Origin of the sequence: Cellulomonas sp. JZ18 (assembly GCF_009720485.1) — a bacterium.
Taxonomy (GTDB): Bacteria; Actinomycetota; Actinomycetes; order Actinomycetales; family Cellulomonadaceae; genus Cellulomonas.
In genome coordinates, this window is the sequence record NZ_CP045245.1 from 3,621,023 (window position 1) to 3,637,171 (window position 16,149).

7 protein-coding genes and 2 tRNA genes are annotated in these 16,149 nt (G+C 75.3%); all 9 read right to left on the reverse strand.

Annotation, left to right across the window (positions count from 1 at the left end):
• Positions 1-237: 237 nt before the first annotated feature.
• The 9 genes from GC089_RS16305 to GC089_RS16345 all read right to left on the reverse strand — a co-directional run bounded on the left by GC089_RS16305 (position 238) and on the right by GC089_RS16345 (position 16,105).
• The gene (locus tag GC089_RS16305) at positions 238-3,174 is read right to left on the reverse strand and encodes a response regulator (protein WP_155378521.1); all 2,937 of its coding nucleotides are present in this window, start codon (positions 3,172-3,174) and stop codon (positions 238-240) included.
• Between the two features lie 211 nt (positions 3,175-3,385).
• A tRNA-Arg gene (locus GC089_RS16310) sits at positions 3,386-3,458 on the reverse strand.
• Positions 3,459-3,622: 164 nt separating this feature from the next.
• Positions 3,623-3,712: transfer RNA gene (locus tag GC089_RS16315), tRNA-Ser, on the reverse strand.
• Between the two features lie 79 nt (positions 3,713-3,791).
• Positions 3,792-5,060 (reverse strand): threonine/serine exporter ThrE family protein, encoded by a 1,269-nt coding sequence (locus GC089_RS16320; protein WP_155378522.1) that lies wholly within the window; start codon positions 5,058-5,060, stop codon positions 3,792-3,794.
• Between the two features lie 101 nt (positions 5,061-5,161).
• Positions 5,162-6,523: a hypothetical protein gene (locus tag GC089_RS16325; protein ID WP_155378523.1), complete on the reverse strand. Its 1,362-nt coding sequence runs from the start codon at positions 6,521-6,523 to the stop codon at positions 5,162-5,164.
• Between the two features lie 92 nt (positions 6,524-6,615).
• Positions 6,616-6,918, reverse strand: coding sequence for a hypothetical protein (locus GC089_RS16330; protein WP_155378524.1), 303 nt, complete (start codon positions 6,916-6,918; stop codon positions 6,616-6,618).
• Between the two features lie 107 nt (positions 6,919-7,025).
• Entirely contained in the window at positions 7,026-9,215 is a 2,190-nt protein-coding gene (locus GC089_RS16335; RefSeq protein ID WP_155378525.1) for a glycoside hydrolase family 3 C-terminal domain-containing protein, read from the reverse strand.
• 99 nt (positions 9,216-9,314) lie between these two features.
• Complete coding sequence (locus tag GC089_RS16340) at positions 9,315-9,797, reverse strand: immunity 26/phosphotriesterase HocA family protein (protein ID WP_155379296.1); 483 nt, start codon at positions 9,795-9,797, stop codon at positions 9,315-9,317.
• Positions 9,797-16,105, reverse strand: a complete 6,309-nt coding sequence (locus GC089_RS16345; RefSeq protein ID WP_155378526.1) for an RHS repeat-associated core domain-containing protein — start codon at positions 16,103-16,105, stop codon at positions 9,797-9,799. The genes GC089_RS16340 and GC089_RS16345 overlap by 1 nt, the downstream gene beginning before the upstream one ends.
• Positions 16,106-16,149 lie beyond the last annotated feature (44 nt).

Here is a 16,149-nt window from a genome sequence, read left to right on the forward strand (position 1 = left end):
TCTCCCCCCGAGGCCCCGGCGGGCCTGTCCACCTGTGCTGGACGTGCGTCCTGCTGGACGCTAGGCCGCGGGTCAACGCCGCCTAAGGGGCACCGGCAGGCAGATCGGGTGGATCGGACCTGTGAGGGGGCTCACCGGCGTCGCGACGGTGGGTGGCAGCACCCACGTCCTCGGGTGGGCGCGTCGCCCGGACGGCCCAACGCAGGGGTCGGGCGGGGCCGGGCGGGGCCGGGGCCCTCAGGCGGCGCGGAGCGCGTCCAGGACCGCGCGCGCCTCCGCGCCGACGCGCTCGAGCGTCGGCGCGTCGGGCAGGCGCCCCTCGCGGGCGTCCCGCTCGACCGTGCGCAGCAGGCCCGCGAGGCGCAGCGCCCCCACCGCGGCGCACCCGCCCAGCCAGCGGTGCGCGACCGACGCGACCCGCGGCGGCTCGCCCGCCCGCGCGGCGGCCGCGAGGGCCTCGGCCCCCCGCTCGCACTCCGCGACGAACGACGCCAGGAGCGGCTCGTCGGAGCCCGCGTCCACCTCGCGCGCGAGCGCGAGCAGGCGTGCGTCGACCACCGGCCGGTCGTCCGTCCCGGGCCGCGGGTCCGCGGGCGGCGCGGGCGGGACCGGGCGGCCGCGCTCCCCCTCGCCCGCGCGGGCCGTGGCGCGCAGCAGCGCGTCCTGCAGGTCCTGCGAGCGGAACGGCTTGCTGAGGAAGCCGTCCATACCCGCCTGGGCGCTCGCCCGCTGGTCCTGCGCCGTCGCGGAGGCGGTGAGCGCGAGGATCACGGGCTGGTGCGTGCGCGCACCACGGGCCCGGATCGCGCGTGCCGCGTCGAGGCCGTCCAGCACGGGCATGTGGATGTCCATGAGCACGGCGTCGAACCGCTCGTGCTCGGTGCGTGCGACGGCCTGCGCCCCGTCCTCGACGGTCTCGACGTCGTGCCCCAGGCGTGCGAGGAGGCGCTGTGCCATCGCGCGGTTGACCGCGTCGTCCTCGGCCACGAGCACGCGCAGCCGGGGGCCGTCCCCGACGGGTGCGGGTGCGGGTGCCGGCGGCGGCGTCGCCGGTGGCGGGACCGGGACCGGGTCCGCCGCGACGGCGCGGGTCACGGCCCGGCGCAGCTCGGCCGCCCGCACCGGCTTCGTCAGCACCGCCGCGAACGCGGCACGCTGCGGCGCGGCGAGCACCTCCCCCAGGCTGCTGAGCAGGACGAGCGGCACCTGCGACCAGCGCGGGTGCGCGCGCAGCCGCGCCGCCGCCTGCGCGCCGCTGGCCCCGGGCAGCCGCATGTCCAGCACCACGAGGTCCGGCACGTCGGCCGTGTCGAGCGTGCCGAGCAGGTCCTCCGCCGCCGGCACCGTGCGGCACGTCATGCCCCAGCGGCCCAGCTGCGCGACGAGGATCCGCCGGTTCGTGTCGTCGTCCTCGACGACGAGGGCGCACCGGCCGCGCACGGCCGTCACCGCGGCGGGGACGGCGCGGGCCGGTCCCTCGACCTCGGGCAGCACCACCGCGAACTCGAACGTCGACCCTCGCCCGACCTGCGACGTCGCCGTCAGCTCCCCGCCCATGAGCGCGACGACCGCGTGGCTGATGGCCAGGCCCAGCCCGGTGCCGCCGTACCGGCGCGTCGTCGACGCGTCCACCTGGCTGAACGTCCGGAACAGCCGGTCCATGCGGTCGGCGGGGATGCCGATGCCCTCGTCGACGACGGCGAACCGCAAGGCTCCCGGGCGCTGCGGCTCCGGCGCCACGCGCACGAGCACCTCACCGGCGCGCGTGAACTTCACGGCGTTGCCGACGAGGTTCACGAGCACCTGCCGCAGCCGCGTCACGTCGCCGCGCACCCAGGCCGGGCACGCGGGGTCGACGTCGACGACGAGCGCGACCTGCTGCGTCTCGGCCTGGTGCGCGAGCAGGCTCACGGAGTCCTCGACGGCCGCCGTGAGGTCGAACGGGTGGTCCTCGAGCACGAGGTTGCCGGACTCGATCTTCGACAGGTCGAGCACGTTGTTGATGAGGTCGAGCAGCAGGTTGCCGGAGCGCCGCACGGTGTCCGCGTACTCGCGCTGCTCCGGGTCCAGGTCGGTCGCGAGCAGCAGGTCCGTCATGCCGATCACCGCGTTCATGGGCGTGCGGATCTCGTGGCTCATGTTGGCCACGAACGCGCTCTTCTCCGCGGCCGCGGCCGTCGACGCCTCGTGCGCGCGGACCAGCTCGCGGTTGAGCGCGCGCTCCTTGTGCCCCAGCCGCTGCGCGACGCGCAGCGCGATCACGAGGCGGCCGGTGCCGGCCGCGAGCGTCGCCGTGGCGGCCGCCGCCGCGAGCACCGGCACCGGCGTCACGAGAGCGAGCACGTCGACCCCGAGGGCGGCGACGAGGAACACGAGCGGCAGGCCCAGACGCGGCAGCGACCGGACCTCGCCGCGCGGCGGCGGCCAGGACAGCCACACGCCGCCGGCGACGACGAGCAGCCCGGCGGACGTGAGCAGGTCGGCCGGGTCCCCGGGCGCGTGCGCCCCTCCGCCGCTCACCGCCGCCAGGATCGACGACACCGCGACGAGCGCGAAGCCGCCGACGAGCGTCCACCACGCGCGCGACGGCCACGCGGACAGCGCGATGAGCGCACCCACGAACGCCGACAGCACGACCAGCGCCCCGACCACGGGCGCGAGCGTCAGCCACGGCACCTCGCCGCCGTCGGCCGCCGGTGCCAGCACGAGCGCCCCCACCGCGAACAGGCCGAGCGCGGCGATCGCCGTGTCGAGCCACACCACGGGCCGGCGCAGCACGAGCCGTCCGGAGACGACGACCACCACGGCGCCCACCGCCAGCGCGTGGTGCACCACCGGCAGCGCCACGGCCACCGCGGCGGCTCCCGCCGACGCGGGTCGGGAGTGCGCGACCGTGGCCGCGACCTCCGCCGCCGGGTGCAGCAGCAGCGCCGCGGCCATGAGCCCCCACGCCCGGCGCTCGGTGCGGACCGTCACGCACCGTGCCAGCACGACGAGCGCCGCGAGCACCTCGACCCCGAGGTGGACCCCGGCCGTCACCGCGTGCGCCGTGTCCCCACCGGCCGTCGCCACCGCGGCGACGGCGAGCGCGACGGCACCGCCCACGAGCGCGGCCCGCACGGCACGCGGCACCGGCGGGCGCGGGACCGCCGGGACGGGCTGGGTCGTCGTCACCTGCCCCCTGCTGCCGGTCGCGCACGGGTGAGGTCCCGGCCTCCCCAGGGTCAGGGGCGCGCACACGGTCGGCAAACGGAGCGGCGCAGACGGGTGAACGGCCCCGGGCGAGCGCTGTCCGCGGGCATCGACCGGCGGGGGACGCGGTGGTCCGGACCGGGAGACGACGAAGGCCCAGCACCGTCGCGGTGCTGGGCCTTGGTCACTGCTGCGCGCCCGGAGGGACTCGAACCCCCAACCTTCTGATCCGTAGTCAGATGCTCTATCCGTTGAGCTACGGGCGCGTGGCCCTTGCGGGCCGCAGAGAACATTACAGGTCCGGGCCGCTGGTCCCAAACCGGATCCGCCGGTCACCCACCGGATGCGACGGACGTCACGCCGCGGCGCGCCGCCCCGGGGACGACGAAGGCCCCGACGAGCAGGTGCTCGTCGGGGGCCTTCGCGACAGCGGAGACGGTGGGATTTGAACCCACGGAAGGGTTGACCCCTTCACGGCCTTAGCAGGGCCGCGCACTAGACCTGGCTATGCGACGTCTCCAAGGACGAGCACAGGCTACCCGCCGGGCGTCCCGGCGCCAAAGCGCCCGCGCGCCGACCCCGCGCCGGGGCGTGCCGCGTCAGTGCTCGAAGCCCCACTCGCGGTCGGTCACCATGCGCGCGACGGCGAGCCCGACCGCGAGCGCGGTGACGACGAGCGCCGCGGGGACGCCGTGCTCCAGGGCCTGCGTCACCTCGCCGTTGCTCAGGTGGTAGACGGCCCGGTACGCGCCGACGCCCGGGACCATGATCGTCACCGCCGGCACGTACACCGTCACCCGCGGGATGTTCAGGCGCGGCGCGACCCACGCGGCGAGCAGCCCGACGAGGAAGGCCGCGGCCGCCGCCGCGGCCTGCGGCGGCCAGTCCAGCTGCTCGACGGCGCCGATCCGCAGGACGTTCGGCACGGCCGCGACGGCGGCGGCGACGAGCGCCATCGACCACGGGCTGTTGAACATGAGCGCGAACCCGAGCACGCCCACGAACGACGCGAGCACCCGCAGCCCCTGCAGCGCGACGGGGTCGAGCGCGACGGCCGTCGGCGGGTCTGGCCTCAGGCCGACGACGATCGACACGGCCCAGACCGCGAACGCGGCGGACACGAAGATCATCAGGGCCCACGTCAGCCGCGCGACGCCCGCGGACAGGTCGAGGCGGGCGAGGTCCAGCGCGCCCGTGACGAGCGGGAACCCCGGCACCAGGAACAGCGCGGCCGCGACGTACCCCGACTCGTGCGCGCCGCCCGTGACGCCGGCGGCCTCCAGCAGCGCGACGAAGCCGAGGTAGCTCGTCGCCGCGAGCGCCGCCGCCAGCATGGTGACGCCGAACTGGTTGTAGCCGCGGTGCAGCATCGTGCGCCGCAGCCCCTGTCCGAGCCCGGCACCGACGAACGCGCCGACGACCTCGACCGGGCCGCCGTTGTTCAGGAACGCGAACGCCGCGCACGCGACCGCCGCCCACAGCGCGTTGAGCCACGTCGGGTACAGCGGCGGCTTCGCGGCGATGCGGTCGACCTCGGCCTCCACCTCCTCGACCGCGACGGGGGCGTGCGCCTCCAGCCGCTGCCCCAGCCGCTCGAGCTCGTCGAGGCGGTCGGTGTTCACGCCGACGCTGCGCACCTCGGTGACCTCGGTGCGGAACGAGCGGCCCCGGTGCGACGTCGTGGTGATCTCCGTCAGCGTCACGTGCGCCTGGTGGCGGTCGACGCCGAGGGCCCGCGCCACCCGCGCCATCGACGCCTTGACCCGGTACGAGCCGGTGCCGGCGGACAGGCTCAGGCGGCCCACCCGCAGCACGACGCCCGAGCGTCGGATGAGCTCGAGCTCGGCGTCGTCGGGTCCGGTCGGCACGGAGCCATCATGGCCGGACCTGCGACGACGAGGCAGGACGAGGGCCCGGGGTCGCACCCCGGGTCGCCCGGCCCGGTGCCCCGCCCGGGGAGCGCCGGCGGTCAGTCGGCGGGCGCCGCGGCGAGGGCGTCGGCGGCGTCCTCCTCGACGGCGTGCGCCCGCTCGGCCGCGCCGCGCGCGCGCTCGAGCTCGCGGTGCACCGCCCGCAGGGCCTTCTCGCGCTCGTGGGCGGCCGTCCGCGCCGCCATGACCGCCTCGTCGGCGCGGGGCAGCGCCGAGCGCGCCTCGGCGAGACGGCGGCGCACCTCGGCGAGCTGCCGGACCAGCTCCTCCTCGGTGCGGTACGCCTCGGCGGACGCCTCCTCGGCCTCCTCGAGCGCGCTCGCGGCGTCGTGCTCCGCCCGGGACGCGTCGTCGTGCCGCTGATGCACGCGTGCGAGCTCCGCCTCCGCCTCCTCGCGCGCCGCGACGGCCTGCTCGTGGCGGCGCCGCAGCCGCTCGCGCTCGCGCCGGGCGCGCTCCTGCGCGGCCCGCCGCTCCCGTTCGGCGGCCTCCGCGCGCGCCCGCTCCTCCTGCGCGGCGCGCTCGGCCTCGGCGGCGCGAGCCGCCTCGTCGTCGTCCCCGGACGCCCGCCGCGACGCACCGCGTCCGCGGGTGGGGCGCCCGGCGTCGCCGTCGTCGTGCGCCGCCGACGGGGTGCGTCCCCCGCTCGGGCGCGTGGTCGTCCCACCGGCACGGGAGCCGCGGCGCGAGCCACGACCTCCCCCGTCACCGTCGGCCCCGTCGTCCGTCCCGCCGTCGTCCGTCCCGCCGTCGTCCCCCGGGCCCGTGCCCCCGCCCGCGGACCGCCGCGCCCGGTCCCGCCCCGCCCGGCCCCCGACGGGGAACGGCGTCACGACCGCGTCGGGGGTGTCCGCGTCGGGGGTCTGCGCGTCGGGGGTCTCCGCGTCCGGGGCGTCGGCGCCCGGGGTCTCCTCGTCCCCGTCGGCCGACCCGAAGCCGACGTACTCCTGCCCGTGCGTGAGCGTCCCGCTGGTGACCGCCTCCGCGACCCGCGGGTCGAGCAGGGCGGCGTTGAGCGTGCGGTCCACCTCCTGGGCCGCCGCCTCGGACACCTTCTGCCCGGCGGCGGCCGCGATCCGGCGGGCGCGGTGCACGAGCCCCGCGACGAGCTTGCGCCGCTGCGTCGTCAGCTCGCGCAGCGCCGGCCCGTCGAGCGTCCGCTCCGCCTCCTGCAGCCCCTCGCCGACGGCGCGGATCTGCTCGGCGAGCCCCGGGTCGTCGCGCACCAGCAGGTTGACGGCCCACGCGGCGAGGGTCGGCTTGCGCAGCGCCGCGATCTCGCGCGCGAGGTCGCGGTCCTTCGCGGCGCGGGCCTCGCGGACGGCGGCGTCCCGACGCGTGACGAAGTCCGCGAGCGACCCGCCGTACAGGTCGTCGACCACCTCGTCCAGGCTGACCACGGCCCCAGCCTGCCGGACCGCGTCCCGCGCGACACCCCGGCACGCCCCGTGGCCGGACCGGACGCCCTCGCCCCGCGTGCTGCCAGATGCCGTCAGCCCGGCGGGCGGCGGGGCGGGAGCCAGCGGTTGCCGTAGCGGCGGGTCAGGTGGCCGTCGGACGTCTCCGCGAGCTCGTCGAGACGGCTGAGGACGGCCCAGGCGACGCGGCGGGCCTCGCCGTCACCGGCGGCCTCGAAGCGGACGGTGACGCGTGCCGCGCCCCGCACGACCCCGACGTCGTGCGCCTCGACCGTCGTCATCGCCCGTGCCACGGCGACCGCCTCGGGGAGCACGTCCTGCGGTGCGGTCCCCGGGCGCAGCAGCCCGACCGTCGACGTCACGCGGTACGACGGCACGCCGCCTCCTCCCACCGGTCCGCCGGCGCGCGGCCGGCACCGGGACATCCTCCCCCGCCGCACACCCGCGGGGCGCACCGGTGGACCTCAGCCCGGCGGACGCCCCGTCACGCCTGGACGCGCAGGGTGACCGCGTCGTCGGCGTGCGCGTGCGAGGCGACCTCGAGCTCGACCGCGACGCCGGACGGCAGGCGCAGGCGCTTCGCCCCGGCGTCCCACAGCGACAGCGGGACGAGGCTCACGGGCACCGCCACCTCGACGGCCTGCCCGGCGGGCACCTCGGCGACTGCGAAGCCGACGACCACCGTCTCGCCCGCGCGCTCGCCCTCGGCGCGGCGGCCGTAGACCTGCACGACGTGCCGGCCGTCCCGGTCGCCGCCGTTGCGCACGCGCGCCGTCACGGTGAGCGCTCCGTCGACGAGCTCGCCCGCGCTCGCGTCCTCGACGGTGAACGTCGTGTAGGACAGCCCGAACCCGTGCGGGTACGCGGCCTGCACGCCCAGCCTGTCGAGCAGCCGCTGGCCGTGGAACCGGTCGTACGTGATCGCCGTGGCGTCGCGGTCGAAGAACGGCAGGTGCTCCTCGCTCGTCGGCACCGAGAACGGCAGCCGCCCGGACGGGTTGTGCGCACCCGTGAGCACGTCGGCGAGGGCGTGCCCGCCCTCCATGCCCGCGTACCACATCATGACCAGCGCGGGGACGTCGTGCCGCCACCGCTCCATGAGGACGGCGCCGGCGGCGACGACGCTGACGACCGTGCGGGGGTTCGCGGCGGCGACGGCGCGGATGAGCTCCTCGTCGACGGGCCGCAGCGTCAGGCTCGTCCGGTCGCCGCCGTACTCGTCGCCTGCGGTCATGACGACGTTGCCCTCGCCCGCCGCGGCGGTGATCGCGTCGGACGCCTGCCCGCCGTCCGGCTGCTCCGGGAAGAGCGCCAGCAGCTCGGGCCGGTTCATCGTCTCGGCACCGACGTACTCGCCCTCGTCCCGCTCGTCGAACCCGGCGACGACGATCGCGACGTCCGCCGCCCGCGCGGCCTCGGCCGCGGCGGCCAAGTCGTCCTGGTCGACCACCGTGACGGTGGCGCCGGGGAACGCGGCGCGGATGCCGTCGGCGGGCGTGACGTACGACGGGGGCCGGACGTCCGACGAGCCCTTGTCGCCCATGTTGGGCGCCGTGGCGAGGCGGCCGACGACGGCCACGGACCTGATCGCCGACGGGTCGAGCGGCAGGACGGGCGTGCCGTCCACGGGCTCGTTGCGCAGCAGCACCATCGCGCGGCGCGCCACCTCGCGGGCGAGGTCGCGGTGCGCCTGGGAGGCCATGAGCTCGACCGGGAAGTCGCCCTGCTCGCGCCGCGCGTACGAGCGCAGCTGCGCGGCGAGCAGGCGCACGCCCGCGCGCTCGACGAGCTCCCAGGTCGTCTCGCCGGCCTCGAGCTGGCGGGGAAGGTCCCGGGCGCGCTGCTGCGCGAACGGCTCCTCGAGGTCCAGCCCCGCGTTCAGGGACGCCGCCGCGTCGCGCAGGCCCCAGATGAAGTCGCTGACGGTGATGCCGTCCCAGCCCCACTGGTCGCGCAGCACGTCGGTGAGCAGGTAGTGGTTCTGGCCGGCCCACTCGCCGTTCACGGAGTTGTAGGCGGACATGATCGCGGCGACGCCCTCGTCGACCGTCCGCCTGAAGTGCGGCAGGTACACCTCGTGCAGCGTCGCCTCGTCGATCGTCACGTCCACCGTGAAGCGCGCGTTCTCCATCGAGTTCAGCGCGTAGTGCTTCGCGCACGCCATCGCGTACCGCTGGACGCCGCGCGTGAGCGCCGCCCCGAGCTCGCCCAGGTGGTACGGCTCGTCCCCGTAGGTCTCCTGCGCCCGGCCCCAGGCGGGGTGCCGCGGCAGGTTGATGCACACGCCGCCGAAGAAGTTGCCGCCGACGGCGCGCAGCTCCGTGCCGATCGCGTCGCCGACCTGCTCCTCCAGGGCCGTGTCCCACGTGGCGCCCCGCGCCATGGACACCGGGAAGGCGGTGCCGTGCCCGGAGACGACGCCGCGCGGGCCGTCGACGAACCGGATGCCCGGGATGCCGAGCCGCTCGACCGCGCCGTGCACGTACGGGCGCACGTTGTAGCCCTGGCTCATCTCGGCCATGCCCTCCCAGAAGGGCTGGTCGCCGTCGAGCAGCCCGAGGCGCTCGGTCTCGTCGAGCTGCGCGTACAGCGCGGCGGCCTCGTCGGCGGGGGCGGCCCCGGCGCGGACACGCTCGACGGCTGCCGCGAACGCGGTGGTGGACGTGTCGGTCACTGCTGCCTCACCTCGTCGTGGGCGGTACTTACGCACTAGTAGGCAAGTACCGCCACCCTAGGGCGCACCGATCACCCTCACGCACCTAGGACCCGACCGTCAGGCGAGGTCCAGTCCCAACGCCTCACTCACGGCGTCATCGATCGTGCGGTAGCTGTGCAACCCGTAGTCGCCGACCGGCTCGATCGGTCCCGGCAGCTCGTTGCCGCGCTCGTCGAAGTACCGTCCACGCGCGGCGCTGAGGAAGCAGTGCTGAGGCAGCACGTCCCCGGGCTCGAGTGGCCGATGCGCCACGGTCTCGAAGTATCCCTTCGACCACGGCAGGTGGTTCGTCATCATGGGCGACACCAGCAGGTGGTCCCGTGACAGAGCCGACCTGTCCGGCACATCCTTCCCGGGGAAGCGCTGCCGATAGACGTAGATGAGCACGGCACCCGGCATGGACGGTCCCGCCTGGGCATCGGTGCTGATCACCCGGCCGAAGAGATGGCTGCCGTCGGGCAGCTGCATCACGAAGAGGTCGCCGGCGCGAGGCTTCTTGCGCGACGCCTTCAGCACACGCAGGTTCGTGGTCGGACGCATCACAACCCCTGCCCGTTCAGCCAGTCGTCGCCCCAGCCGAGTGCGTCTTGGTACCAGGGATGACGCGGGCTGATCTCGTGCCGCGCGTTCTGGAACCCAGGGTTCCGGACGATCAGGGCCTCCTCGATTGCGCGAGCCTGTCCACGGGTCACGCCCCCCGAAGGGGTCAGCTGCTCCAGCACGAACCTGCTCCCGTGCTGGGATTGGCGCCGCGCGATGTCGTCGGTGATGCCGGCGTAGACCGGCTTCCCGCGGTCCACACCGTAGTAGACGTGCACCCCCGACTGAGCGTTCCTGCCGGACGTCAGCTGCGTGGGGAGCGACCGAGGCGCAGCAGCAGGTGCAGTCCTTGCGGCCCCCCGCGCCGTCGCTGTCGCACCCGCCTTCAAGCCGCTGGCGAGCACACCGCCGCCGACGACACTCAGGGCGAGACCGCCGACCTCCATCTGCAGCGCGCGTGACCACGCCGTCACCCCACGCTGCCCGGTTCCCTCCCAGCGGCTGAAGTCGCCGGTCCGGAAGGCGCGCGCCGTCTGCTGGGCGAAGCGGACCGTCCCCACGACCGGCGTGGAGTCGAGGATCGTCTCCTTGTTCCGCTTGACCCAGGACTGGACGGACCGCGAGCGGCACGCGGTGTTCCCGAAGCACCCGATCGGCGTCATGGGCCGGGCTGCCGGTCTCGCCTTGCGCGTCGGCGCGGACACCCAGGGCGTGGTGGACTTCCGCGCGGGTGTGGCCGCGGGCCGCCGCGGCCCCCTCGCCCAGTCGGCCACCATGCGCGGCGCGAGACCCGTGGGGTCCGAGTACGTGACGGGGTTGTTGTTCGCGTACGAGTACGCGGCCCACTGCTGGGGCGTCGCCATCACCATCACCGGGTCGACCGAGAGGAACCGGCCGATCGTCGGGTCGTAGTACCGGGCGCCGACCTGCACCAGACCGGTGGCGTCGACGGGCTTGTCCAGGAAGCCCCGGTCGCCGGGCCACGTCGGCGTCGACCCGCGCGGGCTGCCGAACGGGTCCGTCCAGCGCTGCGTGATCACGTTGGTGCTGTTCGCGATAGAGATCTGGGCCGTGGCCTGGGTGTCGGCGACGAGCGTGCTGACGCCACCCGCTCCGGTCCCGGTGCGCACGGCGACGACCTGGCCGCCGAACGAGTAGTACCGGAGCGCCTTCACGGTTCCCGTCGACGAGGTGAGCGTGAGCTCGACGCCGCCGGGCAGGTACGCGGTCACCGTTCCGCCCTGGCGGCGGATCAGCCGCTCGCCGTCCGCGTCGTACAGGTAGGAGCCGGTGACGGTCGTCCCCTGGCGCACGCGCGCGAGCTCGCCCTCGACGTCCCACTCGAGCGTCTGCGCCGTCGCGCCGGCCGGGGCGCGGGTCACCGTGTTGCCGGCGGCGTCGTACGCGTAGGTGCTGGTCGCCGTCCCCCCGGTGCCGGACTGCGTCACGGACTGGACGGCGTGCGGTCGGGGTGCGCCGGCAGCCGGGTAGGCGTACGTCCGGTTCACCGTGCTGGTCGCGGTGCGCAGCACCTCGGCGCTGCGGTTGCCGATGGCGTCGTACGTGTAGCTCGACCAGTAGGGCGCCGGTCCGCCGAGCGTGCCCGCGGTCGGCGACGCGGCGCAGTCACCGTTCGCCGGCGTCCAGGCCGCGGAGAGGCGCCGGAGCCCGTCGTACCGGTAGCACTGCGCGTCCACCGGCCTGCTCGTCGGGCGGTCGACGACCGAGGTCGGGTTGCCGGCGGGGTCGTAGGCGTACGTGACGTTGCGGTCCAGGCCGTTGCCGTTCGACCGCGCCAGCGCCGTCGACGCGAGCCGCCGCGTCCCCTCCTCGTACGTGTGCGAGAGGGTCGCGTGGTAGTTGCCGCTCGTACCCATGCGGTACAGCAGCGGCTCCCCGTAGGGCGACCACGTGGTCGAGGTGACGTAGACCCCGTAGCCGAAGCCCCCGCTCAGCGAGTCGGGCTGGTTGGCGGCGTCGTAGGTCAGCTGGACGGTCTCGGCGCCGAGGCCTCCGGCGGATGGCAAGCGGTAGCTCTTGAGCTGACCGTCGGCCGTGTAGGTGTACGTCGTGGTGTAGGTGCCCGCCAGGGCGCCCTCGGTGCTCGGCAGGGTCAGGGAGGAGCCGAGCGGCCGGTAGCCGTCGTCGTACCCGGTCGCGGCCCGGACGTACTGCGCGCTGCCCTCGTGCCGCGTCGACGACGTCAGCTGGCCCTTGGCCAGGGTGTCGTACACCCAGGACGCGCGGAGCGTCCCGGAGGCGCTGCCCTCGCGGACGGCGGTGCGGCGGCCGAGCGCGTCGTAGCCGTAGGCGAGCGTGACGCCGCGCGCGTCGGTCACGGACGTGACCTGGTCCGCGGCGTCGTACGTGGACGTGTTGGTGCCGCGGTCGGGGTCGACCGACTGCACCTGCCGACCGAGCAGGTCGTACTGGTACGTCCAGCGGTTGCCGGCGGCGTCGGCGGTCGCCGCGAGCCGGCCCGCGCGGTCGTAGGCGAACGTGGACGAGACGTACGCGCTGCTCGGGTCGGCACCGGTGTGCTCCCGCAGCTCGACCGTCTGACCGCGCGCGTCGCTGATCGTCGTGGTCGGGACCGCGCCCTGCGGCGGGTCGACGCTGACGCGGTCGCCGCCGTAGGTGGTGACCGTGCGCCACCGCTCCTGGTGCTTGACGTCGGTGATCTCGGCGGTCTGCCGCCCGGCACCGTCGTACTCGAAGCGCGTGCGCAGCGGCACCGCCACGGCGTCCGTCGGCACGACCGGAGTCGTCGACGGCGCCCCGGTCGTGAACCACTCCGCGTTGACGTAGCCGACCAGGCCGCGCGAGTCGTACACCGTGTTGGTGACCATCCGCCCCGGCGCGGTGCGGTCGGAGGACTCTCGCTGCGTCTGGTTCTCCCGCAGCAGGCCGTCGTACAGGGTGATGCTGGTCCGGTACGTCTCCGCGGCCGTCAGCGTCTTGGCCGTGACGGAGTTCCGCGCGTCGGAGGAGACCGCGTAGGAGTAGGTCATGTGGGCGCTCTTGCTGCCCTGCGCCCGTCCCGGCAGCCACACCTGCGTCACGCGGCCGAGCGCGTCGTACGTGGCGGTCGTGACCTTGCCGTTGGCGTCCGTCTCCTTGACGGGGAGCCCGCGCGCCGGGTCGACCTCCGACACGGTGACGTGCGCGGTCAACGGGCCCGTCCCGTCGGGGTCGGGCGACGTCGTGCGCGTGCTCGTCAGCGGACCGCCGGTCGCCGGTGTGTAGGCCGTCGACGTGGTGCGGCCCAGCGCGTCAGTCGCCGAGGTCTCGCGCCCGTGCACGTCGTGGGCGTGCCTCGCACGCGTCGTGTAGGTCGGCGTCGCACCGGAGTACCCGCTCACCTCCTCCACCGCGGTGACCAGGGCGCGCGTCGGCGCCGCGCCGAAGGCGAGCCCGTCGTACAGGGTGCGCGTGTCGCTGACGACGTCCGCGGGCCGCGAAGGGGCAGCGGCGCAGGCGACCCCGACGGTCTCGCTCCGCGACGTGGTGTCGACGATGTGCGCGGCGACGTTCCGCGCGTACTCGATCCGGGTGCACCTGTCGTCGGCCGCCGTCGTGACGTCCCCGAGGTCGTCCACCTGCGTGGGCATCCCGTAGGTGGCGTCGTAGGTCGTGACGGTCCGCGTCGTGCGGGCGCCGCCGGGCAGCGCGGGCGCGACGACCCGCTCCTCGACGACGGCGTCGCCGAGGAGCACCGCCGTCGACCCGTCCGCCGCCGTGGCGGTCGTGGCCGTCCAGGGAGAGGTGGTCGTGCGCGAGACCTCGGGGCCGCCGGCGCCGTCGTGGACGATCTCCTCGCGCACGAAGCCCGCGAGCCGCTCGACGTCCGCGATGCCGTCCACCGACTCCGTGCGCGTGCCCGTCGCCGTCCGGTCGCCGTGCAGGCCCCGGAAGTACCGGTAGCGCGTCTGCGAGCGCGTCCCCGTCGACGCGCCCGTGAGGACGTCGACCGTGCCGTAGCCGCGGTACTCGCGCCAGGTCCGCTCCTTCTCGGGGAGCAGCGGGCTGTCGTCGTAGGCCCACGCCGGAGTGCCCACGTACGAGTACGCGGTCTCGACCGGCACGCTCTCGCCGTCGCGTCCGTCCGTGGCCACCGTCGCGACGAGATACTTGTGGAAGTACTCCTGGATGGGCTCGCCGGCACCCTCGGGTGTCCAGCGCACGGGGAAGCAGCGACGGGTGTTCGTGTCCGGGGATCCGGGCAGGCTGGCGACGGAGCAGTCGGTGGGCGTGTAGGCGACGGTGATCAGGCCGCCTGCCTCGGTCGTGATGCGGTTGACGCGCCAGCGGTACATCGCCGGGCCCTTGTCGCCGATCGTGTCGACGCGGTTCGCGAGCTGGACGCCCTGGAACGTGACGGGTGAGAGCGCCACCGGCGTGCCGTTGCGACCGGTCCGCGTGATGGACGCCAGCCACAGCGCGGGGCTGGTCCCGTCGCCGGGATCGGGGAACGTGTGCTGCAAGGCCCACGAGTCGATGTCCCGGTACCCGGCGCCCACGAGCACCTTCGTCGTCACGCCGGTGAGCCGCTTGCGGCTGAAGAAGGTGGGCACGACCTGCGAGGAGGTGCAGGTGGCCGAGGAGCAGATCTGGTCGAACGGCACGTCCGGCCAGGACTTCCTGGTCGCAGCGGTCAGCTGCGCCGGGTCGCACGTGGTCGTGGCCGACGGCAGGCAGCGCTCGGCCACCGTGAACTCCACGCGCTGCGGCGAGCTCGCCGTCTCGGCGCCGGCACGCTGGCCGTAGTCGATGCGGACGAGGTGGCCGCCGCGGTCGTAGGTCGTGGTCGCCTGGCCGAGGTTGCGGCCGTAGGCGTTGGTCTCGCGGGCGTAGACGTACGTCATGGAGTTGCCGCTGGTGTCCACGACGTAGTCGAGGTTCCAACGCCACGTCTGGCTGCACGACGACGCGCCGAACGTGGCCGCGTGGCACGGCTCGCCCGGGTGGTTGCCGAAGACGGGCACCGTCCACGACGAGTTCAGCGCCAACCCGTCCGACGCCGAGCGGCGGTCGCGTCCGAAGAAGTACTGCGTCCCGTCGGTCGTGGTGACCTTCCAGTACTCCTTGTCGTCGTCCGCGTTCCACGCGCCCGTGAGCCGCTCGATCCGGGTGCCGTCGTCGCTCTTGAGCTTCCACGCACCCGTGGCGGCGTCCTTGACGAGCTCGCTCGCGCGCCCGTCGAGGACCAGCGTCGCGTTGTCGGTCTTCCAGCACAGGTCACCGGTCAGCCGGCCGACGTTGTTCGCGCCGGCGGTCGCGTCCTGCGCGCAGGGCACGTACCGCCGCTCGACGTAGCCCGTCTCCAGGCCCCACCCGTCGCCGACCCACGACGCCTGCGTGTTGGTGCCCGCGACCTTCCCGTCCAGCGAGCCGGACGAGTACACCAGGGCCAGGTCCGGCTCGGGGCCGCCGACACCGGGCGGCACGTCGAACGGGTAGGACCAGCCGAAGTCACCGGTCTGCTCGCTGACGTCCCAGGTCGAGGACGGGGACAGCGGGGTCGCCGCCCAGCTGCCGGCCGAGCCCGACGCAGCCGCCGTCACCGCCATGACGGTCGACCCCGACGCCGGGACGTGTGCCGTCAGCGCCGAGCCGGTCGACACCTCGGCGCCGTCGACGGGCGTGCGGGTGCGGCACTCCGCCTTCTCCGGCGTCGTCAGCGCGCACGAGGGGAGCTGGACGAGCCGGGCGCGCGACGCCCAGTCACCGCCGAACGCGTCCGCCAGGCGCTCGCGGTCGACGGTCAGCTCGACGGGCTGCTCCGGCTGCGGGGCGCTCGCCGCCTCGACGCCGGCGGCGCTCGGTGCGGGCGCGGCGGAGCGCGGCCCCGCGGCCGGCGCCCCGGACCCGCGGTCCTCGGCGACGTCGCCGTCCGCGCCGTCGACCTCGATGACCAGGCCCTCCACGCCGACGTCCTCGGCGACGTCGCGGTCGAGGACCTGCGCGGTGACCTTCGCGTCCGCGACGTCGGAGTCCGCCGCACGCTCCAGCGTCACCACGTCCGACGTCGCCGCACCGGCTCCGGGCACCAGCGTCGCCGACCCGTCGGGCCACGCGCCCGGCTCGTCCGATGCCGCCGGCATCGCCGGCTGCCCGGCGGGAGCCGGCCGCGCCTCCCGGTGCGGGACCGGCGTCTCCACCGGTGCGGAGAGCTGCACCCGGTTCCGGCTCCACCGTGCGCCCGCCCCGTCCTCGGGCGCAGCTCCGGCCATCGGCCCGGTCGTGACCACGAGTGCACCGACGACCGCACCGACGAGCACCGTGCGCGCTGCGTTCCAGAACCTCATCGAGCCGCCTCTTCCTCGAGCGCTGGGGTGGTGGGACGGAGCGC

Excerpts from the sequence above, each read along its gene's own strand:
- GC089_RS16340 (WP_155379296.1), bottom strand. The coding sequence starts at position 9,797 with ATGCGTCCGACCACGAACCTGCGTGTGCTGAAGGCGTCGCGCAAGAAG.
- GC089_RS16345 (WP_155378526.1), bottom strand. The coding sequence starts at position 16,105 with ATGAGGTTCTGGAACGCAGCGCGCACGGTGCTCGTCGGTGCGGTCGTC.